Origin of the sequence: Pseudomonas sp. NPDC089996 (assembly GCF_044748405.1) — a bacterium.
Classification (GTDB): domain Bacteria; phylum Pseudomonadota; class Gammaproteobacteria; order Pseudomonadales; family Pseudomonadaceae; genus Aquipseudomonas.
On the sequence record NZ_JBIVGA010000001.1, the window covers coordinates 379301 to 399445 of the forward strand.

The following is a 20145-nucleotide window of genomic DNA, read 5'->3' on the forward strand; positions in this document are numbered from 1 at the left end:
TCTAGATATATACACAGACTGGTAATGTCACCTCAACAGCACACAAGCTTCACCACCTTACTCGCCCGTCAACGAGGCAAGCAGGTGCAACCCGTACCCCAATCGCACAGGAGAGCGCCATGCGCACAGTCTTCTTGCGTCGTGGTCTGGTCGCCCTGTTTGCGGCGGCTGTGTCCTTCGGCGCCATCACCCAAGCCCAGGCCGAGAGCCTGCGCATCGGTTATCAGAAATACGGCACCCTGGTGTTGCTCAAGGCCAAGGGCACGCTGGAGAAGCGCCTGGCCGAGCAAGGTGTGCAAGTGCAGTGGACCGAGTTCCCCGGCGGCCCACAGCTGCTCGAAGGGCTGAACGTCGGATCGATCGACTTCGGCGTCACCGGTGAGACGCCGCCGGTGTTCGCCCAGGCCGCTGGTGCCGATCTGCTCTACGTGGCCTACGAGCCGCCCGCGCCGCACAGCGAAGCCATCCTCGTGCCGAAGGGTTCGCCGATCCAGTCGGTGAAAGAGCTCAAAGGCAAGAAAGTCGCCCTCAACAAAGGCTCCAACGTTCACTACCTGCTGGTCCGCGCCCTGCAAGACGCCGGCCTCAAGTACAGCGACATCCAGCCCGTCTACCTGCCACCGGCCGATGCCCGCGCCGCCTTCGAGCGTGGCAGCGTCGATGCCTGGGTGATCTGGGACCCGTACCAGGCCGCTGCCGAGCAACAGCTGCAGGCCCGTACTCTGCGTGATGGCAAGGACCTGGTCGACAACCACCAGTTCTACCTGGCTACCCGCAACTATGCCACTCAGCACCCTGCGGTGATCAGCACCCTGATCGACGAGGTGCGCGCCGTGGGCCAGTGGTCACAGACCAACCCGCAGCAAGTTACCGACCAGGTCGCGCCACTGCTCGGCCTGCCCGCCGATATCACCCTGACATCGGTGAAGCGGCAAGGCTTCGGCGCCCAGCCGCTCACTGCAGAAGTGGTGGCCGCTCAACAGAAGATCGCCGACACCTTCCAGGCGCTCAAGCTGATACCCAACCCGCTGAGCATCAAGGACGTGATCTGGACACCCCCGGCCAAGGTCGCCACTGCGCCCTGATTGCCAAGCCACCCTGAGGAGACAACTCCAATGAGCCTTAACATTTTCTGGTTCCTCCCGACCCACGGTGACGGCAAGTACCTGGGCACTTCCGACGGCGCCCGCGCGGTCGATCACGGTTACCTGCAACAGATCGCCCAGGCTGCCGACCGCCTTGGTTTCGGCGGCGTGCTGATCCCCACCGGGCGCTCCTGCGAAGACTCCTGGCTGGTGGCGGCGTCGCTGATTCCGGTGACCCAGCGCCTGAAGTTCCTGGTGGCGCTGCGCCCAGGCATCATTTCGCCGACTGTGGCCGCACGCCAGGCGGCGACCCTCGATCGCCTGTCCAACGGCCGTGCACTGTTCAACCTGGTGACCGGGGGCGACCCGGACGAGCTGGCCGGTGACGGCCTGCACCTGAACCACCAGGAACGCTACGAAGCCTCGGTCGAGTTCACCCGCATCTGGCGCAAGGTGCTTGAAGGCGAAAACGTCGACTACGACGGCAAGCACATCCAGGTGAAGGGCGCCAAGCTGCTCTACCCGCCGATCCAGCAGCCGCGCCCGCCGCTGTACTTCGGTGGCTCGTCGGAGGCGGCCCAGGACCTCGCCGCCGAGCAGGTCGAGCTGTACCTGACCTGGGGCGAACCGCCGAGCGCGGTTGCCGAGAAGATCGCCCAGGTGCGTGAGAAGGCTGCAGCCCAGGGCCGCGAAGTGCGCTTTGGCATTCGCCTGCATGTGATTGTGCGCGAAACCAACGAAGAAGCCTGGGCCGCCGCCGACAAGCTGATCTCCCACCTGGACGACGACACCATCGCCCGTGCCCAGGCCTCGCTGGCACGCTTCGACTCGGTCGGCCAACAACGCATGGCTGCCCTGCACAACGGCAGCCGCGACAAGCTGGAAGTCAGCCCCAACCTGTGGGCCGGCGTCGGCCTGGTGCGTGGCGGTGCCGGTACCGCGCTGGTCGGCGACGGCCCGACCGTGGCGGCACGGGTCAAGGAGTACGCCGCGCTGGGCATCGACACCTTCATCTTCTCCGGTTACCCGCACCTGGAAGAGTCGTACCGCGTCGCCGAATTGCTGTTCCCGCATCTGGATGTGCAACGCCCGGAGCAGGCCAAAAGCGGCGGCTACGTGAGCCCGTTCGGCGAAATGGTCGCCAACGACATTCTGCCCAAGTCCGTCGCGCAGAGCTGAGGGCCGGGCCATGAATCGTGCAACCTCCACCACCCTGAGCCAGCGCCTGGCGCCGTGGGCCCTGCCAGTGCTGCTGCTTGCAGCCTGGCAACTGGCGGTCAGCGCTGGCTGGCTGTCGACCCGCATACTCCCTGCGCCAAGTGCGGTGGTCAGCGCCGGCGTCGAGCTGGTACGCAGCGGTGAGATCTGGACCCACCTGGCCATCAGCGGCTGGCGGGCCGGGCTGGGCTTCGTGATCGGCGGCAGCATCGGCCTGGCGCTGGGCTTCATCACCGGCCTGTCGAACTGGGGTGAACGCCTGCTCGACAGCTCGGTGCAGATGATTCGCAACGTGCCGCACCTGGCGCTGATTCCGCTGGTGATCCTGTGGTTCGGTATCGACGAGTCGGCAAAGATCTTCCTGGTCGCGCTGGGCACGCTGTTCCCGATCTACCTGAACACCTACCACGGCATCCGCAATGTCGACCCGGCACTGGTGGAGATGGCCCGCAGCTATGGCCTGTCCGGCTTCGGCCTGTTCCGCCAGGTGATCCTGCCCGGCGCCCTGCCGTCGATCCTGGTCGGGGTGCGCTTCGCCCTGGGTTTCATGTGGTTGACGCTGATCGTGGCCGAGACCATTTCGGCCAACGCCGGCATCGGTTACCTGGCCATGAACGCCCGTGAGTTCCTGCAGACCGACGTGGTGGTGCTGGCCATCGTCCTGTACGCCGTGCTCGGCAAGCTCGCCGACCTCGCCGCCCGCGGCCTGGAACGCATATGGCTGCGCTGGCACCCGGCCTACCAGGTAGCGAAGAAGGAGGGCGCATGACCGTGCTCAAGGAACAGCCGCCACGCCTGCTGCGTGGCATCCCGCTGGCCGCCAACGGCCTGCGCAAGGCCTTCGGTCAGCGGGAGGTGTTGAAAGGTATCGACCTGCATATTCCTGCAGGCCAGTTCGTCGCCATCGTCGGGCGCAGCGGGTGCGGCAAGAGCACCTTGCTGCGCCTGTTGGCCGGGCTGGACCAGCCGACCTCTGGCGAGTTGCTGGGCGGTGCCGCGCCGCTGAGCGCGGCCCGCGAGGAGACTCGCCTGATGTTCCAGGATGCGCGCCTGCTGCCCTGGAAGAAGGTGATCGACAACGTTGGCCTCGGCCTGCGTGGCAACTGGCGCCAACGTGCGCTGGATGCCCTGGAGGCGGTCGGCCTGGCCGATCGTGCCAATGAATGGCCGGCGGCCCTGTCCGGCGGCCAGAAGCAGCGTGTGGCGCTGGCCCGCGCGCTGATCCACCAACCACGCCTGCTGCTGCTGGATGAGCCGCTGGGCGCGCTGGATGCGCTGACCCGCATCGAGATGCAGCAACTGATCGAACGTCTGTGGCGCCAGCACGGCTTCACCGTCCTGCTGGTCACCCACGACGTCAACGAAGCGGTGGCCGTTGCTGATCGGGTGATCCTGATCGAGGACGGCGAAGTCGGCCTGGACCTCACTGTCGACCTGGCTCGGCCCAGAGCGCGTGGTTCGCACCGCCTGGCCGCGCTGGAAAGCGAAGTGCTCAACCGTGTTCTTTCGGTACCGGGCATCCCGCCCGAGCCGGATCCTGTAGCCCCATTGCCCACGCAATTGCGTTGGGCGCACTGAACCACTTACTTACCAGACTGAAGCCAAAGAGAAGGAATCAAGCCATGACCATCAAAGCCATCAACGTCCGTAACCAGTTCAAAGGCACCGTCAAAGAAATCCTCGAAGGCCCGGTGCTGTCGGAAATCGACGTGCAGACTGCCTCGGGCATCGTTACTTCGGTGATTACCACCCGCTCTGTGAAAGAGCTGGAATTGCAGGTGGGCAGCGAAGTGATTGCCTTCGTGAAATCGACGGAAGTGTCCATCGCCAAGTTGTAATCACTCGCCCCTGGGCGGCCATGCCGCCCCGGGGATGATGCGCCCTCAGTTGGCCGGTCGCAGGCTGCCGAACAGTCGGCTGGCTTGGGTTTCGCTCATGCTCCCACGCCAAGCCCCCGCGCCCAGGTCGCGTTCACTGGCCAATTTCAGGTGGCCTGCCTCCAGCCTTGTGAAACCCTGAGCCGGTTTGCGCCGGAAATGGAAATGGGCGTACCACAGGGGTTGTCGGGTAGTTAGATCATCGATGCGATATTCTTCCAGGTACTCGATTGGCTTTCCATTTTTGCCCAGTTTCGGCCTCAACGTGCGTGACCAGACCACTTCCACTTCGTGCTGCTCAAGCAGGTACTCCAGGTAGCCGACGGTTGGCTTGCCGGTGTCTTTGGTCTGGGCAATCCGTAGCTGGCGGCCAAGGGTATCCATCTGTTCGGCGGCGGTTTCCAGGTCCTGCAAACGTGCGGCGTGCTCGGGGGTGATCGAGGCCCCTGCTTTGCGACGGATGCTTTCGGCAATGAAGCGCAGCTGCTGGGCATGCCCCTGGGCGATGTCTTCCAGGTCCAGGGGGATTGTATCGGCGCTCTGATAGCTGCGTAATCTGGCTTGCTGCCGGGCGATGTCGTTCAATCGGGCATTGGCAGCGTCCACAAGGGCCGACAGGGCCTGCCTGGGCGCCGCGCGTTCGGGTGCAGATAGCTGCCATTGCCCTGCTTCGTCCTGGGTATAGACACTAAGCGTGCGGGGGGAGTGGGGCTGACTGATGTGCATGCGCGGCGGCTCCTCCTCCAGGATGGCTTCGCCGATGAGCGGCCCCTCGACGGTTTCGAACAAGCGCGGGCGGCTGGGGCCGCGCCCGGACCCGGCGTTCGGGCTTTGCGGCTTGGTGGGGGGATTGATGAGCTGAGCGTCGATGTCATTCATGAGCTGGCGCATCAGCTGACGGAACGCACGCGTTTCACTGGGCGACAGCAATTCCTGGAAGTTGTCCTGCCAAGCTGTGACATGGCTCAGATAGCGGGCGTAGCGGGTCCGCACGCTGGTCAGGAAATCGCGCGTCTTATCAGGGGAAAGTCCGGCTCCGGGTAATTTGATGTGACTGTAGAGGGTATTGCGAAATGCAACACCTTGTTCGTGGAAGTGCTCGATGAAAGCTTCCACCCGGGGATGCTCCACGGCGCTTTCGCTCATCAACGTGTTCGAAAGGAACACTGCCCGTACCAGTCGCGTATTCTCTACATCCAGTGTAAGCCCAGTCTGGTCTACCGACTTCAAGTAGTCGGTCAACGCGTCGTCTTGCAGGTGGCGGCGCCTGACCTGATGACGCAGGGCCAGTCGCTCGATCACCAGCAATGTTTCGATTGTTTCCTGGTTCGCCTTCAACAGGTCCCGGGTCAGGCGTTTCACCAATACTGTAGGCGCTGAAGCGCTGGGCAGGGCTCTGAAGGCGGCGAGCGCACGCTCTACTTGCACCGTGGCCAGCTTGAGGCGATCTGCTGCCAGGCGCATGTCGAGCACGCTCATCTCGCTGATGTTTGCCTCGCACAGTACCGTGAAACTGCGGTAATCCGCCCTGGTCAGCGTTGCACGCTGCTCACTGAGCCGTTTGATGCTGCGCGCGTTGAACTCGATATCCTGCCTGAGTTCATCGCTCAGTTGCCTGCGAGCCGTGGCAATTGCCGCACGTTGCGACTCGCTTGGAGGAGCGCCTTCGGCGACGCCTTGTTTTGCCGTGCGGTAGTCCGCTTGCTTTGTGGCTAAACGCGCTCTGCTGCGTACCAGCTCGTTGTTTATGTCATGGGCGAGGTCAATGCCGGTCAACTGCGGGGGCTGTCGACGAAAGGCTTGACGCCAATAGGCGACGCCGTGGTTGTAGAGCGTGGTGAGTACACCACCGCCGCCGTGCAGGCCATTGTCGACCAGCAGCCCGCTCAGCCTGCCAGGGGTGTCCCACGTGCCGCTTTCATCCAACCGCACCGGTTGACGGTAGGCGCGAAGCCCTTGTGGTTTGAGCCGCCAGCTGAGGTACGCGGGGTCCCACTCGACTGCGTACCAAGCGCCGTTCCTGGTTATGAAGTGCTGCCTGGTTGCCGCGTGTTCGAACACACCAGCCCCTTGCGGCAAGGCCGAGGGCACCATGGGGCCTGTTGGCAGCTCTGCCTCGTAACCGGCGAATGGGCTGGGGCGCGGCTTGCCGATGGCGGGTAACGGTCGAAGCGGGTCAAGACGCTGTCGTTGTTGAGTCAGCAGGCGTGCCGCAGCCGCAGGATTGCCGGCGGTGGCTGCCAGCGGCGCGAGGGTGAGCATGGCATCGGTCAATGACTGCAGCAGGCTGACCACGTGCAGAAGGCCCTCTTCCAGGTTGCCATGCTCAAATGCCCTGACGGCGGCGTTCGCGGCATACCAGCCATCGTACAGCGCCAAGGCAGTGCCAACGCCAGGCAATATACCCAGTGCTATTCGCAGCCCCAGGAGCACATGGCGATTGGCGACTTCTGACGCTGCGAGAGTCAGGTCAGCCTGGCTGCGTGAGGTGGCGCGGTGGCTGCGTATGTGCGCGCCCATTTCCAGGCGGTATTCATGTGTGGGCAAGGATTCTGCGTAGGTCACACCTGGCACGATGAAGGCCTGGAAGTTTTTCTGTAATGCGGTGTTGATGTAGCGTTCGTGCTGGTCGGGGTCTCCGGATTGAGACCGTTCTGCCAGATAGCGGGCCATCTTTCGGTCCAGTGCCATGTCCTGCAGCGCCTGGCAGGCTGCTTCGCTGCTGGTGTGCTGGCTGATGAAGCTGCCATCGGGCGTATCGGGTAGATACAGCAGTACGGGACCGGTAGAGCCCTGGATCAAATAAATGGCCGACAGCCCTACGCTGTCGCTCGAGCCATCGACCGCCGTACCTGGCTGGAGCGCCACCGACTGATACTTGATCGTTTTGGCGGACACATCATCGATCTGTTCGCTACAGAATTTTTCCAGTAGTTGCTGGCCGTCCACTTCAAGGCTGGTCGGTCTGCTCAGCATCAGCAGGCGCAGGCGAATTTCATAAGGTGCGCGCAGGGTTTCACGGCGCCATTGCACGTGCCACGGCGACTCGTGCGCCTCGCCCAGATAGGTTTGGGTGATGCGCGTTTCGTAGCTGCCGGCGATGTCCAGCTGCTCAGTCAGGTTGGCCAGGTAGGCAGGCGTCAGCCTGCTTTGAAGGGCAGAGTCTGCTGCCGGTTCGAACCTGACGATGGCATTGTTCAAGCGGTGGCGTCGCTCGTCGTCCAGCGCCCAAAGCATGAAGCCTTCCAATGTCACTATGCTGCGCGTATTGCTGAATACGGGCACTTCCCGTGATCCGGCTCCTCCGATCGCCGTCTGGCCTGTCACTTCACGCTCCAAGGTGACGCTGTCGGCAATGTCGAGGGAAATGTGCGGTATCGTCTGTCGGCCGAGTTCGCGGCGTAGATGCTCGTGCAACGTTGCCTGCGCGAAGTGCATGCGCGATGGCAGATTCAGGCTGAGTAGCCCGGCCGAGGCGTGCAGCGCTTCTTGAAGAGTAACTATCTGGTTGGCCAGTGCGGTGAGTTGGCTTGCTTCAAGGTGGCGCAACGACTGCAACTGCCCTTGGGTGTGACTGCTGCGGTTCTTTTCCGCCCAGCGTGCCAGGGCCATGGTCCTGGCGCGGTTGTCGCTTATGCACAGCCGCTGCCGGACGTGCTCCCGATTGCAGTCGGCCGGTAAAGCGGCAACGATGGATTGCACGCAGTGGCGCATGAAATGCTCTGAAATGGGTGTGTGGGTGAACGTCACCGATGGTGAGCCTGAAAGCGACTCGAGGATTTGCATGGCACCGGACGGCTCAGCCGATTCAAGCAGGGCGTCGGGCCATGCTCCGTGAAGCGTCGCCAGAAGACGCCTGGCGAGGGCAGGCTCGTTATCGAAGACCATTAACCCGCCTCGCACGCCAGGCTTGTACAGCAGCACCGACAGTTCCTCTGTGTCATCGTCATCCATGGGAACGGCGCGAATGATCATGTAGCCCCGCAGCTGCCACTTCTGGTCCGCGATGGCCAGCGCCAGCGAGCTGACCTGTACGGGACGCTGCAGGCTGGGCTCAGGCCTGTCGACGAGCATTTCGACCCAGCTCAGATGGGGGGCGGACAGATCGCCCAAGGTATTTTGCAGGCGGGCTTCTTTCAGAAGGGCCTGGCATAGCCCATCGGCAATATGTTCTACACGGGTTTCTTCGCTGACGAGCGCTTGCAGGTCGGTGCCTATCGCCGGCTCGGGTATCGCCAATAAGTAGCTGTCATGGGAGCTCTGCAGCTGGTCCAGCGACAACTGGCCCTCACGCAACAGGGATACCTTGTCCGAAGTGAGCGCCTCGGCACCTTCCAGATACTGCTCCAGAAGTGTTTCCTGGTGTTCGACAAGCTGCTGACGCCAACCCGTGGGCAAGTGTTGTTCCAGGCAGGCAAAGTGCACCTCCTCTGCTGGCAGCGCAGTGTCTTTGGCGATCACTTCATCGATGGCTGCTTCGACAGCGGGGGCCACAGCTTGCGCAACCATCGCACTGCGCTCGTTTTCCCAGGCGTGCAAAGCGGTCCAGTCGAAGGGGTCGGTCTCACCCTGCAGGCTGGCTTCGGTCAGGTAGTGGTCGGTGATGGCCAGATATTGGCGCGAGATCTGTTCAATGAACACGCGAAAGCCATCGCCTTGGACGTCAGTGACAAGAACGTCATCGCGGGTGCCAGGTGTCAGGGGTGAGCTTGGGTCCGACCAGAACCTGGATCGATTCTGGAAAACCCAGTCGCGCAGGCTCTCCTGGTTGGCCAATTGCTGGACACTGTTCTGCGTGCCCGGAATGTAGATCAACCACTGTGCCTGCCCGGATGGAGGGGCGATCAACAGGGCAGCGGTGCTGATCAGGTTGCCGCCCGTTGCCTGTCTCCATTCCAATCGTGCATGGCGCGGTGAGGGTTGCCGGCCTTGCAGCCAGCTGTCGATGCTCAGCATGCCCTGGCCGTATGCGATATCGAGGCTGCTGGTGAAATGCTGGCCAAGCAGGTTCTGCGCGTGAGTGCTCCTTGAAAGCACTGTCCCCGGCATTCGCCCTTCCCAGTAGTCGAGTGGGGCACGCAGCTTCGCTGCGTTCACGATGGGGCTGAGAAAGCTGACCCACTGCGCAACGGTCATTTGGGACTGCGCTGTGTGCTCGTCGAAACCCCACGTAGACCAATTGGCAAAGGGATTGGCGAATACCGGGCTAGCCAGCAGGCGGGTAGCGAAGGTCAGCATGGTCACTTGGCGACCGGCATGGCGCAGGCCGCACGTGTCAGGCGAGCCCTGCAGGTATGTCTGCAATGCGCCGCGCAAGGTTTGTTGCAACCTTGGAGCCTGGTCCAGCAGGCTTCGCAGCTGGCTGGCGGCAGGGCTCAAGGTTTTCCGAGCGGCCACGAGCAGGTTACCCACGCCGGGTAGCTGACCGTCGTAGCTGACAAGGCCGGCCAGGTCGAGGGTTTCCAGGGTGGCGGTACGGGGTATTGTCGAGGTGGGCATGAACAAAAGTTTCCATGAGGGTGCGCGTACGCTGAAACCTCATTGAAACGATCGTTGTGTTCCGCCAGGTGGTAGATGTTTCTGCTCAGGCACCGATGCGCTTTGGCAGGAAGGGCGGTAGATAGAGCGCCAGATAGGCTTCGAACACACGCATGCCTTCTTCCGCCAGGCGCGGCGTGATTTGTTCGAACAGCTGCATGGAACGTGCGTAAACACGATCGCTCAGCTCCATGGCCAGGGCAAAGACGTCTACATCGCTCGGCATTACCGGCAGCTGGAAGTGACGACTGAACAGGCTATGCATCAGATTGCCCAGCTCCATGTCGTGCAGCCTGTCGGCCTGGACCACTTCGCTCAGACCATGCTGGGCCAGAATCAGTTGCCGCGCCGCCGCATCCTCGTTGTAGATGTCGAGCATGCGCTGCTCGATCAACCGCGACAGTTCATGCCACGTGGCGAATGCACTGCTGTCGATCGGCGCGCTCAATGCCTCGCGAAATGCCCGGTGTACGTCGGCGGTCAGCGCTTCCAGCAAGGCCGGAACGCTGGCGAAGAAGTGATACACCGACGAAGGCGGGATCTGCGCGCGCTCCGCCACGCTGTAGATCGACAGCCCCGCCACCCCCTGGTCGGCCAACAACTCACGTGCGGCGACCAGGATCGTTTCGATCCTGGCCTGGCTGCTGGCGCGCGGTTTGCGCGGGGTGGCGGTGCGGTTCATCAGTTGCTGATCGCCAGGATGCTGGCCTGGTAGGCGCCGACGAACAGGTCGAAGTCACCGACTTCTTCCTGTTCCAGTTCGGACTGCTTGGCAAGCGACTCGCGGGCCAGGGTTTCGAAGGCCTGCTGCGCTTCGGCCGACAGCGGTTGCTCACGGAAGGTCTCGGCGTGCAGGCGGCTTTGGCGCAGGGAGAACTGGATAAAGCTTTCGTCGTGCTCGGTCATGCGTGCCAGCACCTGGGCCGATGGTGTCAGCTCAGGGTCGTCGATCTTGGCCTGTTGCGCGTCAAGGGCCTTGGCATGGTCATCACCGCCCTGCGCGCGGTCGAGCAGCCCGGCTAGCTGACCGATGCGTTCGACCAGTTCGGTCGCCCAGGCCTTCAGCGCTACTGGCTGGCCGTCACGGTGCAGTTCCAGGCCCGGACGGCGGCCTTCCTTGACCACGGTGAGGAAGTTGCTGGTGCACTGGCTGCATTCGCCGTTGTCCAGTTGCGGGCTCTGTTCGAGCGCACAGAACAGCAGGAACGCATCGAGGAAGCGCGCCTCGGTCAGGTCGATGCCCACCGGCAGGAACGGGTTGATGTCCAGGCAGCGCACTTCGACGTATTGCACGCCGCGCGAAGTCAGGGCCTGAATCGGCCGCTCGCCGGTGTAGGTGACGCGCTTGGGGCGGATGTTCGAGTAATACTCGTTCTCGATCTGCAGGATGTTGGTGTTCAGTTGCACCCATTCGCCATCCACATGCGTACCGACCTCGACATAGGGCGGGTAGGGCGTGCCCACCGCCTTGCGCAGGCTGTCGGTGTAGCTGGCAAGGTTGTTGTAGCAGGGCGTGAGGCCGGCCTGGGCGTTGCTCTGGTAGCCCAGGTCGCTCATGCGCAGGCTGGTGGCGTATGGCAGGTACAGGGTTTCGGCATCCAGCTCTTCGAGCTGGTGTGGCCGGCCACGCAGGAAGCCCTTGTCCAGCGCCGGCGAGGCGCCGAACAGGTACATCAGCAGCCAGCTATAGCGGCGGAAGTTGCGGATCAGCGCGATGTACGCCGACGACTGGTAGTCGCGGTCGCTTTCCTTGCCGCCTTCGGCATCGCGCAGCAGCGGCCATAGCGCCTCTGGCAGCGAGAAGTTGTAATGGATACCGGCGATGCACTGCATGGTGCGGCCGTAACGCAGAGCCAGGCCCTTGCGATACACGTGCTTGAGCTTGCCGATGTTCGAGGTGCCGTACTCGGCGATCGGGATGTCCTCCTCGGCCGGCAGCGTGCAAGGCATCGACGGGCTCCACAGGTATTCGTCGCCAAGCTTGCTGTAGACGAAGCGGTGGGTCTGTTCGAGGCTTTCGAGCACCTGGGCCGGGTCGGCCAGTGCTGGGGTGATGAACTCCAGCAGCGACTCGGAATAATCAGTGGTGATCTGCTCGTTGGTCAGCGCCGACCCCAAGGCTTCAGGGTGCGGGGTCTGGGCCAAGCGACCTTCGTCGGTCACGCGCAGGCATTCGCGCTCAATGCCGTGCAGGCACTGCTTGAGCAGGGGAAGATTGGCGCCGAGCAGGCTCAGGCGGCGGTTGAGGAGGTCGCTCAAGATGTATTCCTTCACGCGTCAGTCGCCCCAATATGGGGGTAGAGATGACGGTCTACAAGGGTAGGAAAAAAGGAACTGGCGTTGTCGCCTGGTTTACGCGGTTCCGGCAGTGCCAGCGCACTGCCGAAAAATACCGCAGATACCCCTTGGTGAGCTAGAGAACCGCGAAGGTTCCTTGCGCTTTCGCCACCAGTTTGTCGCCTTGAACTACATCGGCGTCGACCACCAGGGTGCGGCGCCCGGCATGCAGCACACGAGCGGTGCACAGCACCTCACCGTCGCTGACGGCGCGCAGGTAGTTGATCTTGCATTCGATGGTCACGCTCTGCTGGTCGAAGCCGTGGCTGGCCGAGCAGGCCAGGCCCATGGCAATGTCGACCAGGCTGAAGATCGCCCCGCCGTGCAGCTTCTGGCCGCGGTTGCGCAGGTGCGGCTCGAGCGCCAGGGCCACCTCGGCAACGCCGGTGTCCAGGCGTTGCACGCGGCAGCCGAGAAGCTGGCTGTAGGCGCTTTGGACCAAGTCCTTGGGGATGTCCATCACTTCTTCTTCAGCTGCTTGGCGTTGGCGAACAGGGCAGCCATGGCGTTGTTGGCCGGGGCTGCAGTAGCGGTTTCACGCGGGCGTGGCACCTGCTGCTGGCGGTTGCCGCCATTGCCACGGTTGCCGCTGCGGTTGCCTTCTACCTTTTCGCCCGGGGTGTCGCTCATGCGCATGGACAGGCCGACGCGCTTGCGCGGGATGTCCACTTCCATGACCTTGACCTTGACCACGTCGCCGGCCTTGACCGCTTCGCGCGGGTCCTTGATGAACTTCTCCGACAGTGCCGAGATGTGCACCAGGCCGTCCTGGTGCACGCCGATATCGACGAAGGCACCGAAGTTGGTGACGTTGGTCACCACGCCCTCGAGGATCATGCCTGGCTCCAGGTCCTTGAGGTCCTCGACGCCGTCCTGGAAGGTAGCGGTCTTGAACTCGGGGCGCGGGTCGCGGCCGGGCTTGTCCAGTTCCTGGAGGATGTCGGTGACGGTCGGCAGGCCGAAGGTCTCGTCGGTGAACTTCTTCGGGTCCAGGCGCTTGAGGAAGCCGCTGTCACCGATCAGCGAGCGGATGTCACGCTCGGTGCCGGCGGCGATGCGCTGCACCAGCGGGTAGGCCTCAGGGTGCACGGCGGAGGCGTCGAGCGGGTTGTCACCGTTCATCACGCGCAGGAAGCCGGCGGCCTGTTCGAAGGTTTTCTCGCCCAGGCGGCTGACCTTTTTCAGGGCTGCGCGGGTCGCGAACGGGCCGTTGGCATCGCGGTGAGCGACGATGTTCTGGGCCAGGGTGGCGTTGAGGCCGGAAATGCGGGTCAGCAGCGCCACCGACGCGGTGTTGACGTCAACGCCCACGGCGTTCACGCAGTCCTCGACCACGGCGTCCAGGCCGCGAGCCAGCTTGATTTGCGAAACGTCGTGCTGGTACTGGCCGACGCCGATGGATTTCGGGTCGATCTTCACCAGCTCGGCCAGCGGGTCCTGCAGGCGGCGGGCGATCGACACGGCGCCACGGATCGATACGTCGAGGTCCGGGAACTCACGGGCGGCCAGTTCCGACGCCGAGTACACCGAAGCGCCGGCCTCGGACACCATGATCTTGGTGATCTTCAGTGCCGGGTACTTCTTCACCAGCTCGGCCACCAGCTTGTCGCTCTCGCGGCTGGCGGTACCGTTGCCGATGGCGATCAGCTCCACCGAGTGCTTGGCGCACAAGGCGGCCATGATGGAAATGGTGCGGTCCCAGTCGTTTTTCGGGGCGTGCGGGTAGACCGTGGTGTGATCCAACAGCTTGCCAGTGGCGTCGACCACGGCGATCTTGCAGCCGGTGCGCAGGCCCGGGTCGAAGCCCAGGGTGGCGCGCGGGCCGGCCGGGGCGGCCAGCAGCAGGTCGTGCAGGTTGTGGGCGAAGACGTTGATCGCCTCGGCCTCGGCATTGTCGCGCAGCTCGCCGAACAGGTCGGTTTCCAGGTGGGTGTAGAGCTTGACCTTCCAGGTCCAGCGCACCACCTCGCCCAGCCACTTGTCGGCCGGGCGGCTGCGGTTTTCGATGCCGACGTGGTTACCGATCATCAGCTCGCACGGGTGCAGGGTGCCGGGCAGCTCTTCGCCGACCTTGAGCGAGGCGCTCAGCACGCCTTCGTTGCGCCCGCGGAAGATCGCCAGGGCTCGGTGCGACGGGGCGGTGCGCAGCAGTTCGTCATGGGCGAAGTAGTCGCGGAACTTGGCGCCTTCTTCTTCCTTGCCGGCCACTACGCGGGCGCTGAGCACCGATTCCTGCTTGAGGTAATTGCGCAGCTTGTCGAGCAGGGCAGCGTCTTCGGCGAAGCGCTCCATGAGGATGTACTTGGCACCCTCCAGCGCAGCCTTGACGTCGGCCACGCCTTTCTCGGCATCGACGAAGCGCGCAGCTTCACTTTCCGGGGCCAGGTCCGGGTCGTTGAACAGGCCGTCGGCCAGCTCGCCGAGGCCGGCTTCCAGGGCGATCTGGCCCTTGGTGCGGCGCTTCTGCTTGTACGGCAGGTAGAGGTCTTCGAGGCGGGTCTTGGTGTCGGCCAGCTTGATCTCGCGGGCCAGTTCCGGGGTCAGCTTGCCCTGTTCCTCGATGCTGGCCAGGATGCTGGCGCGGCGCTCGTCGAGTTCGCGCAGGTAGCGCAGGCGCTCTTCCAGGTGGCGCAGCTGGGTGTCGTCGAGGCTACCGGTCACTTCCTTGCGGTAACGGGCGATGAAGGGCACGGTCGAGCCTTCGTCCAACAGGCCCACGGCCGCCTCGACCTGCTGGGGGCGTACGCCCAGTTCCTCGGCGATACGGCTGTTGATGCTGTCCATGTAAACCACCTGACATTTGTGAATACGGGGGTCGCCGGTGGGCCTTGGGCCCTGTGGCGCTGGATGAAAGCCGCGCATTATACCCATCGCAAACGCCTTGCGGTGATGGCGCCCGGCCAGTCGGAACTGGCGCCCGGGGAAAAATCTGCTAACAATGCTCACGCAACGTGCAGCAATGGCTACGCCATAATGCGCGGCGATATCAGAGGAGTTATTCATGACCGGCACGCCAAACACCGCTGAAGGTGACAAGATTCTCATCGTCGACGACGATCCGGGGCTCAGCAGCCTGCTGGAACGTTTCTTCACCAGCAAGGGCTACCGCGCCCGCGCGGTTCCCAATACCGAACAGATGGACCGCCTGCTGTCGCGCGAGGTGTTCAACCTGGTGGTGCTCGACCTGATGCTGCCGGGCGAGGACGGCCTCTCCGCCTGCAAGCGCCTGCGCCAGTCGAACAACCAGATCCCGATCATCATGCTCACCGCCAAGGGTGACGAGCTCAGCCGCATCAAGGGCCTGGAGCTGGGTGCCGACGACTACCTGGGCAAGCCGTTCAACCCCGATGAACTGATGGCGCGGGTCAAGGCCGTGCTGCGTCGCCAGTCGCCAAGTGTGCCAGGTGCCCCGGGTAGCGAGGACGAGTCGGTCACTTTCGGTGACTACGAACTGTCGCTGGCAACCCGCGAACTCAAGCGTGGCGACGAAGTGCACATGCTCACCACCGGCGAATTCGCCGTGCTCAAGGCACTGGTGATGCACGCCCGCGAACCGCTGACCCGCGACAAGCTGATGAACCTGGCCCGTGGCCGCGAGTGGGATGCCCTGGAGCGCTCCATCGACGTACAGATTTCGCGCCTGCGCCGCATGATCGAGCCCGACCCGTCCAAGCCACGCTACATCCAGACGGTGTGGGGCGTAGGCTACGTGTTCGTGCCAGACGGCAACGCCGGCAAGTGATGTTTCGTCGTCGATGAAAACACCGCTCTGGTTTCCGCAAAGTTTCTTCGCCCGCACGTTGTGGCTGGTGCTGATCGTCGTTCTTTTCTCCAAGGCGTTGACGCTGGTCTACCTGCTGATGAACGAGGACGTACTGGTCGATCGGCAGTACAGCCACGGCGTGGCGCTGACCCTGCGTGCCTACTGGGCGGCGGATGAAGAGAATCGCGACAGCATCGCCGAAGCCGCAGGGCTGATCCGTGTCACCGGTTCCGGCGTGCCGGAGGGCGAGCAGCACTGGCCTTACAGCGAGATCTATCAGCGGCAGATGCAGGCCGAGCTGGGTGAAGACACCGAGGTGCGCCTGCGCATCCATGCGCCGCCAGCGCTGTGGGTGAACGCGCCGAGCCTGGGCCCGGGCTGGCTGAAGGTACCGTTGTACCCGCACCCGCTGCGTGGGCAGAAGATCTGGAACGTGCTGGGCTGGTTCCTGGCCATCGGCCTGTTGTCGACCGCCTCGGCGTGGATTTTCGTGCGTCAGCTCAACCAACCTTTGAAGCGCCTGGTGTTCGCTGCCCGGCAGGTGGGCCAGGGGCGTAGTGTGCGCTTGCCGATCAGCGACACACCCAGCGAGATGACCGAGGTTTACCGCGCCTTCAACCAGATGGCCGAAGATGTCGAACAGGCCGGTCGTGAGCGGGAGCTGATGCTGGCGGGGGTTTCCCATGACCTGCGTACGCCGCTCACGCGACTGCGCCTGTCGTTGTCGTTGCTGAACAGCGACAGCGAGCTGAGTGACGACATGGTCCGCGATATCGAGGACATGGACGCGATTCTTGACCAGTTCCTCGCATTCATTCGCGATGGGCGGGACGAGCCGGTCGAGGAAGTCGACCTGGCCGACCTGGTGCGCGAGGTGGTGGCGCCCTACAACCAGCCGCAAGAACGCGTACGCCTTTGCCTGGAGCCGATTCCGCCATTCCCGCTGCGGCGGGTTTCGCTCAAGCGCATGCTCGGTAACTTGATCGGTAATGCCTTGCATCATGCAGGCAAAGGTGTCGAGGTGGCGGCTTATGTGTCCGGTGACGAGAGCGCGCCGTATGTGGTGCTCAGCGTGCTGGACCGGGGTACCGGGATCGATGAGTCGGAGCTGGAAACCATTTTCAATCCGTTCATTCGCGGGGATCGCGCCCGAGGCGGCAAGGGGACCGGGTTGGGGTTGGCCATCGTCAAGCGGATTGCCGCCCAGCATGGCGGCAATGTGGAGCTGCGCAACCGCTCCGGTGGCGGGATCGAGGCACGGGTAAGGCTGCCGCTGGGGCTTTTGCTACCGCGTAATGCTGTCTGAACATTTGTCTGCTTCTTCGCGGCTGAAGCCGCTCCCACAGGTACTGCACAGGCTCTGAATTCTGCGCGATCCCTGTGGGAGCGGCTTTAGCCGCGAAGAGGCCGGTGCGGGCTTGAATCAGCCTTTACCTTTGGTCCGGGTCTGGTTCGGCCCGCCATTCTTCTCCAGGTGCTCGATGATCATCCCGGCGACATTCTTGCCGGTTGTCACCTCGATGCCCTCCAGGCCCGGCGACGAGTTCACCTCCATCACCAGCGGCCCATGGTTGGAGCGCAGGATATCCACGCCTGCCACACTCAGGCCCATTACCTTGGCCGCACGAATGGCGGTTATGCGCTCTTCGGGTGTGATCTTGATCAAGCTGGCGACACCACCGCGATGCAGGTTGGAGCGGAATTCGCCTGGTTTTGCCTGACGCTTCATCGAAGCGATCACCTTGTCCCCCACCACGAAGCAGCGAATGTCGGCACCGCCGGCTTCCTTGATGTACTCCTGAACCATGATGTTCTGCTTGAGGCCCATGAAGGCTTCGATAACTGACTCGGCCGCTTGAGTGGTTTCGCACAGCACCACACCGATACCTTGAGTGCCTTCGAGTACCTTGATCACCAGCGGCGCGCCGTTGACCATCTGGATCAGGTCGGGGATGTCGTCCGGTGAGTGGGCGAAACCGGTGATCGGCAGGCCGATGCCGCGACGAGACAGCAATTGCAGTGACCGCAGCTTGTCACGCGAGCGGGCGATCGCCACTGATTCGTTGAGCGGGTACACGCCCATCATCTCGAATTGGCGCAGCACCGCGCAGCCGTAGAAGGTGACCGAGGCACCGATGCGCGGGATCACCGCATCGAAGCCTTCCAGCGGCTTGCCGCGGTAGTGGATCTGCGGCTTGTGGCTGGCGATGTTCATGTAGGCCCGCAAGGTGTCGATCACCACCATTTCATGGCCCCGCTGGGTACCGGCTTCGACCAGACGGCGGGTGGAATACAGACGCGGATTGCGCGACAGCACAGCGATCTTCATGCAGCACCTGTGACAGGGGAGAGGGTGGCCGGATAGGCCGGTTTGTCTTGTACGTATTTCAGGCCGGGGTTGACCACCAGCTGGCCGTGAATGAGCGCCTTGGAGCCCAGAAGCAGGCGGTAGCGCATGTTTTTGCGGCAGGCCAGGGTGAACTCGACTTCCCACACGGCGTCGCCCAGGGCGAGCGAAGTGCGGATCACATAGCGAGTCTGCGCATGGCCGTTGGAGCTCTTGATGGTCTTCATGGTCACCAGCGGCGCCTCACAGCGGCGGTGGCGCAGCTGCACCACCGAGCCCAGGTGAGCGGTGAAGCGTACCCAGGGCTGGCCGTCACGTTCGAACGGCTCGACTTCGGTGGCATGCAGGCTGGAGGTGCTGGCGCCGGTGTCGATCTTGGCGCGCAGCCCCGCCACGCCGAGGTCGGGCAGAGCCACCCACTCGCGCAAGCCGATCACTGTCAGATGGTCAAATTTCTTCACAAAGCACACCCTGGGGATAAGGTGGTGAACTGTAAGCACGGCGGGGACTTTTTGCATCCGTCAGTTACGGTAGTACAGTTCGATGAAAGACAGAATTCGAGGTAACGAGATGGCACAAAAAGCCGAGGACGACGACAAGGTTCGCCTGGATAAATGGCTGTGGGCGGCGCGCTTCTACAAGACCCGTGCGCTGGCCAAGGCGGCGATCGAGAGCGGCAAGGTGCATTGCCGGGGCGAGCGTTGCAAGCCGGGCAAAGAGCCGCGGGTAGGTGACGAGTTTGTGCTGCGCACCGGGTTCGACGAGCGCACGGTCGTGGTCAGGGCGCTATCGGTGGTGCGGCGCGGGGCGCCTGAGGCGCAGACGCTGTACGAAGAGACTGAAGATAGCCTGCGCCGCCGCGAGCAGGCGGCCGAGATGCGCAAGGCGGGGGCGATGGGGGTGACTACCGATGGCCGGCCGAACAAGAAGCAGCGGCGGCAGATTCACCAGCTGCATGGCAGCTTCGATTAGCCGGGGCCGCTGTGCGGCCCTTTCGCGACACAAGGCCGCTCCTACAAGCGATCGCGCTCTACTGTAGGAGCGGCCTTGTGTCGCGAAAGGGCTGCAAAGCAGCCCCTGGGATCTAGCGCATCACCGCGAGTCGTCCGACCAACGGTAACTTGGCCGCGATCGCGAACAACGGCGCCGTCCAGCGCAGCAGCAAGGCACTGCCCTTGGCCGCCAAAGGCGTGTGGCAACTCCAGCCCAACGCCAGCACTGCCATCAGCAGGCCACCGATGTAATCGTCCTGCCCCCAATGCGCCCCGGCCACCAGCCGCGGCATCATGAACAGAAACGCCAGGCCCCAGATCACCAGGTGCTGCACCAGCCGGCGGCTGAACAGGCTCATGAACAATGCCCAGATCAGCAGTACCGAGGCATGATCGCCAGGGAAACTGTTGCTGGATCGGTCCTTCAATTCCCAGGCCTTTTCCAGTTTCGGGTAGTAGTCACTGAGGTGCACGACGTTGTCGAACACCATGGATGGGCTGTCATGTTGCCAGCCCATTGCGTCCACCCACTTGGAAAACAGTGCGCGAACCACCACTAATAGGATCAGCGTGACCAGAAAGCCAAAAAAGGCTTCGCGAACCTGGCTGGCCTTGAACACCCCGTTGCCTCGGATCAGCACGGCCAGAAGGATCAGGCCAACGACAATGTCGAAAGGGCGCAGGCTGCCGACGGTCCAGATGTAGCGCCAGGTCGTGTTGTCGGCCAAGGGCGCATTAAGGCTATGGAATAGCCACTCGTCGAAAGTCAGGCACAGGATCTGGCCAATAGGCCATAACCAGAAACACAGTAGAGCGATGGGTAGCAGCGTACACGCTGCCAATGGCCCCCAAGACCACCTTGCTTGGAACAGTGGTCGATTGTCCATAAAATACCTCTATTGCAAACAGGAACAAGAGCGCTTTGTGAGTGCTCTACCACGGGATCTCGCAGTAGTTCGACATCCCGTGTAACCATTTTGTCATCATT

The 20145-nt window shown here is 63.1% G+C and carries 16 protein-coding genes; 8 read left to right on the forward strand and 8 right to left on the reverse strand.

Annotated elements, in window-relative coordinates; genetic code table 11:
* Window positions 1-119: 119 nt before the first annotated feature.
* Genes ACIPW4_RS01835 through ACIPW4_RS01855 form a run of 5 tightly spaced genes read left to right on the forward strand, consistent with a single transcriptional unit; the run spans window position 120 to window position 4141 of the window.
* The gene (locus tag ACIPW4_RS01835) at window positions 120-1085 is read left to right on the forward strand and encodes a sulfonate ABC transporter substrate-binding protein (protein ID WP_400654308.1); all 966 of its coding nucleotides are present in this window, start codon (window positions 120-122) and stop codon (window positions 1083-1085) included.
* A 30-nt stretch (window positions 1086-1115) separates the two neighbouring features.
* Window positions 1116-2264, forward strand: coding sequence for an FMNH2-dependent alkanesulfonate monooxygenase (gene ssuD / locus ACIPW4_RS01840; protein WP_400654309.1), 1149 nt, complete (start codon window positions 1116-1118; stop codon window positions 2262-2264).
* Window positions 2265-2274: 10 nt separating this feature from the next.
* Window positions 2275-3072, forward strand: a complete 798-nt coding sequence (gene ssuC, locus ACIPW4_RS01845; protein WP_400654311.1) for an aliphatic sulfonate ABC transporter permease SsuC — start codon at window positions 2275-2277, stop codon at window positions 3070-3072.
* The gene (ssuB, locus tag ACIPW4_RS01850) at window positions 3069-3881 is read left to right on the forward strand and encodes an aliphatic sulfonates ABC transporter ATP-binding protein (RefSeq protein ID WP_400654312.1); all 813 of its coding nucleotides are present in this window, start codon (window positions 3069-3071) and stop codon (window positions 3879-3881) included. Before ssuC ends, ssuB begins: the two co-directional genes overlap by 4 nt.
* A 44-nt stretch (window positions 3882-3925) precedes the next feature.
* The gene (locus ACIPW4_RS01855; protein WP_008095172.1) at window positions 3926-4141 is read left to right on the forward strand and encodes a molybdopterin-binding protein; all 216 of its coding nucleotides are present in this window, start codon (window positions 3926-3928) and stop codon (window positions 4139-4141) included.
* A gap of 45 nt (window positions 4142-4186) precedes the next feature.
* Here ACIPW4_RS01855 and ACIPW4_RS01860 read toward each other — a convergent pair whose 3' ends face one another.
* The 5 genes from ACIPW4_RS01860 to ACIPW4_RS01880 form a co-directional block, all read right to left on the reverse strand.
* A complete protein-coding gene (locus tag ACIPW4_RS01860; RefSeq protein WP_400654314.1) occupies window positions 4187-9679 on the reverse strand; it encodes a hypothetical protein in 5493 nt (1830 codons plus the stop codon).
* Window positions 9680-9764: 85 nt separating this feature from the next.
* Window positions 9765-10400: a TetR/AcrR family transcriptional regulator gene (locus tag ACIPW4_RS01865; RefSeq protein WP_400654315.1), complete on the reverse strand. Its 636-nt coding sequence runs from the start codon at window positions 10398-10400 to the stop codon at window positions 9765-9767.
* Window positions 10400-11977: a glutamate--cysteine ligase gene (gene gshA / locus ACIPW4_RS01870; protein WP_400654316.1), complete on the reverse strand. Its 1578-nt coding sequence runs from the start codon at window positions 11975-11977 to the stop codon at window positions 10400-10402. The genes ACIPW4_RS01865 and gshA overlap by 1 nt, the downstream gene beginning before the upstream one ends.
* A 154-nt stretch (window positions 11978-12131) precedes the next feature.
* Window positions 12132-12515, reverse strand: a complete 384-nt coding sequence (locus ACIPW4_RS01875) for a PaaI family thioesterase (protein WP_400654317.1) — start codon at window positions 12513-12515, stop codon at window positions 12132-12134.
* The gene (locus ACIPW4_RS01880; protein ID WP_400654319.1) at window positions 12515-14839 is read right to left on the reverse strand and encodes a Tex family protein; all 2325 of its coding nucleotides are present in this window, start codon (window positions 14837-14839) and stop codon (window positions 12515-12517) included. Before ACIPW4_RS01880 ends, ACIPW4_RS01875 begins: the two co-directional genes overlap by 1 nt.
* A 217-nt stretch (window positions 14840-15056) precedes the next feature.
* Here ACIPW4_RS01880 and ompR point away from each other — a divergent pair, with 217 nt between their 5' ends.
* Both ompR and ACIPW4_RS01890 read left to right on the forward strand, forming a co-directional pair.
* Window positions 15057-15797, forward strand: a complete 741-nt coding sequence (gene ompR / locus ACIPW4_RS01885; RefSeq protein WP_400654321.1) for a two-component system response regulator OmpR — start codon at window positions 15057-15059, stop codon at window positions 15795-15797.
* Between the two features lie 13 nt (window positions 15798-15810).
* Window positions 15811-17124, forward strand: coding sequence for an ATP-binding protein (locus ACIPW4_RS01890; RefSeq protein WP_400654323.1), 1314 nt, complete (start codon window positions 15811-15813; stop codon window positions 17122-17124).
* Window positions 17125-17241: 117 nt separating this feature from the next.
* On the opposite strand, the gene rimK is transcribed toward ACIPW4_RS01890, so the two are convergent.
* Window positions 17242-18147 carry a 30S ribosomal protein S6--L-glutamate ligase gene (gene rimK / locus ACIPW4_RS01895; protein ID WP_012316721.1) on the reverse strand — a complete coding sequence of 302 codons (906 nt, stop codon included), beginning with the start codon at window positions 18145-18147 and terminating at the stop codon, window positions 17242-17244.
* Window positions 18144-18626 carry an ATP-dependent zinc protease gene (locus ACIPW4_RS01900; protein WP_400654325.1) on the reverse strand — a complete coding sequence of 161 codons (483 nt, stop codon included), beginning with the start codon at window positions 18624-18626 and terminating at the stop codon, window positions 18144-18146. Before ACIPW4_RS01900 ends, rimK begins: the two co-directional genes overlap by 4 nt.
* A 109-nt stretch (window positions 18627-18735) precedes the next feature.
* On the opposite strand from ACIPW4_RS01900, the gene ACIPW4_RS01905 reads away from it, so the two are divergent.
* Window positions 18736-19137: an RNA-binding S4 domain-containing protein gene (locus tag ACIPW4_RS01905; RefSeq protein ID WP_400654326.1), complete on the forward strand. Its 402-nt coding sequence runs from the start codon at window positions 18736-18738 to the stop codon at window positions 19135-19137.
* Between the two features lie 112 nt (window positions 19138-19249).
* Here the strand turns inward: ACIPW4_RS01905 and ACIPW4_RS01910 are convergent, their stop codons facing one another.
* Entirely contained in the window at window positions 19250-20044 is a 795-nt protein-coding gene (locus tag ACIPW4_RS01910) for a phosphatase PAP2 family protein (RefSeq protein ID WP_400654328.1), read from the reverse strand.
* Window positions 20045-20145 lie beyond the last annotated feature (101 nt).

Bases quoted from the DNA above. Each gene is read 5' to 3' on its own strand.
- ACIPW4_RS01835 (WP_400654308.1), top strand. From the start codon at position 120: ATGCGCACAGTCTTCTTGCGTCGTGGTCTGGTCGCCCTGTTTGCGGCG.
- ssuD (WP_400654309.1), top strand. From the start codon at position 1,116: ATGAGCCTTAACATTTTCTGGTTCCTCCCGACCCACGGTGACGGCAAG.
- ssuC (WP_400654311.1), top strand. From the start codon at position 2,275: ATGAATCGTGCAACCTCCACCACCCTGAGCCAGCGCCTGGCGCCGTGG.
- ssuB (WP_400654312.1), top strand. From the start codon at position 3,069: ATGACCGTGCTCAAGGAACAGCCGCCACGCCTGCTGCGTGGCATCCCG.
- ACIPW4_RS01855 (WP_008095172.1), top strand. From the start codon at position 3,926: ATGACCATCAAAGCCATCAACGTCCGTAACCAGTTCAAAGGCACCGTC.
- ACIPW4_RS01860 (WP_400654314.1), bottom strand. From the start codon at position 9,679: ATGCCCACCTCGACAATACCCCGTACCGCCACCCTGGAAACCCTCGAC.
- ACIPW4_RS01865 (WP_400654315.1), bottom strand. From the start codon at position 10,400: ATGAACCGCACCGCCACCCCGCGCAAACCGCGCGCCAGCAGCCAGGCC.
- ACIPW4_RS01875 (WP_400654317.1), bottom strand. From the start codon at position 12,515: ATGGACATCCCCAAGGACTTGGTCCAAAGCGCCTACAGCCAGCTTCTC.
- ACIPW4_RS01880 (WP_400654319.1), bottom strand. From the start codon at position 14,839: ATGGACAGCATCAACAGCCGTATCGCCGAGGAACTGGGCGTACGCCCC.
- ompR (WP_400654321.1), top strand. From the start codon at position 15,057: ATGACCGGCACGCCAAACACCGCTGAAGGTGACAAGATTCTCATCGTC.
- ACIPW4_RS01890 (WP_400654323.1), top strand. From the start codon at position 15,811: ATGAAAACACCGCTCTGGTTTCCGCAAAGTTTCTTCGCCCGCACGTTG.
- rimK (WP_012316721.1), bottom strand. From the start codon at position 18,147: ATGAAGATCGCTGTGCTGTCGCGCAATCCGCGTCTGTATTCCACCCGC.
- ACIPW4_RS01905 (WP_400654326.1), top strand. From the start codon at position 18,736: ATGGCACAAAAAGCCGAGGACGACGACAAGGTTCGCCTGGATAAATGG.
- ACIPW4_RS01910 (WP_400654328.1), bottom strand. From the start codon at position 20,044: ATGGACAATCGACCACTGTTCCAAGCAAGGTGGTCTTGGGGGCCATTG.